The following is a 1106-nucleotide window of genomic DNA, read 5'->3' as shown; positions in this document are numbered from 1 at the left end:
CATATTCCAATACGGCTCAGGCTATGTCGGCTATGGCTGAGGCTACCTCGGACGCCAAAGAGTACCATACGCAGGTACAAACCGTGACCAAAAACCTGGGCGCTCTGAACGCAGTGTACGAAATGGAATTGCAGGATGCCAACACGCACCTGAAATCGATGAATAAGTTCTACGGCACACTGAGCCAGGCAATGGAAAACCTGACCGAAGCTGGCAAAGAGACCGAGCAGTTCAAGCAGGAAATCACTGGTTTGACCACCAACCTGACCTCGCTGAACCGTGTGTATGGCAACATGTTGAACGCCATGCGTGCTACCAGCTAAGCTGGTAAGTAGAAAGATTTAAGAAATTCTGTCCCCACTATATATTTTAATAGGAAGACGAGATGGCGGGAGGAAAAGAAACTCCACGGCAGAAGATGATTGGCATGATGTACTTGGTACTGACTGCACTTCTAGCCCTGCAAGTAGACTCAGCAATTCTGCTGAAATTCAAATTCTTGGATGATGCACTGTTTGGTATCAACCAGAAGGTTGAGAAAGCAAATGGTAATGCTGTAAAAGGCATTCAGGCACAGGTTGAGAAGAACCGCAACCAAGCCAGTGACTTGGCTGTGCTGAAGCAAAGCGAAGAGATTCGGGAACGCAGCAAGGCAATGGTTGCCTATCTGAACGATGTGCGCGATAAACTGGTAGTAGCTACCGAGAATAAAAAAGGCCAGAATGCGTACAACAACATGGATGCTAATGATAAGGTAGCAAACGCCATGTTGGGCCAGAACAAAAACGGTTTAGCCTATCCCCTAAAAGGCAAACTGAATGAGTTCTCTAGCTACATCAAAGGTTTCGTGCCCAGCGCTACTCCTCTAGCTCTAGATGCCAAAGAGGACCCTTTGACCGCTGCTGACCCAGCACAGAAGACGAAAGACTTCGCTGAGTTAAACTTCGAAAAGACGCCTCTTGTAGCTGCATTAGCTGTGCTATCGCAGAAAGAAGCTGAGGTTTTGAAGTACGAATCGGATGCTTTGGCTGCACAAGCTGCTAAGGTAGGTGGTACCACCATCGTATTTGACAAAGTAGGCGCTTTCGCTAGTGCAGAGTCAAACA

General features: G+C 47.6%; 1 protein-coding gene and 1 pseudogene. Both read left to right on the top strand.

Annotated elements, in window-relative coordinates; genetic code table 11:
* On the top strand, nucleotides 1-323 hold a 323-nt coding region (gene gldL, locus J4D97_RS22990), incomplete at its 5' end, for a gliding motility protein GldL (protein ID WP_208309627.1).
* A 62-nt stretch (nucleotides 324-385) separates the two neighbouring features.
* Nucleotides 386-1106, top strand: a pseudogene (locus J4D97_RS22985) (gliding motility protein GldM); the annotation flags it as partial.

This window comes from Hymenobacter defluvii (genome assembly GCF_017589435.1).
GTDB lineage: Bacteria > Bacteroidota > Bacteroidia > Cytophagales > Hymenobacteraceae > Hymenobacter > Hymenobacter profundi.
Note: the sequence above shows the minus strand (reverse complement) of the source record. Positions and strands in the feature narration are given on the sequence as shown.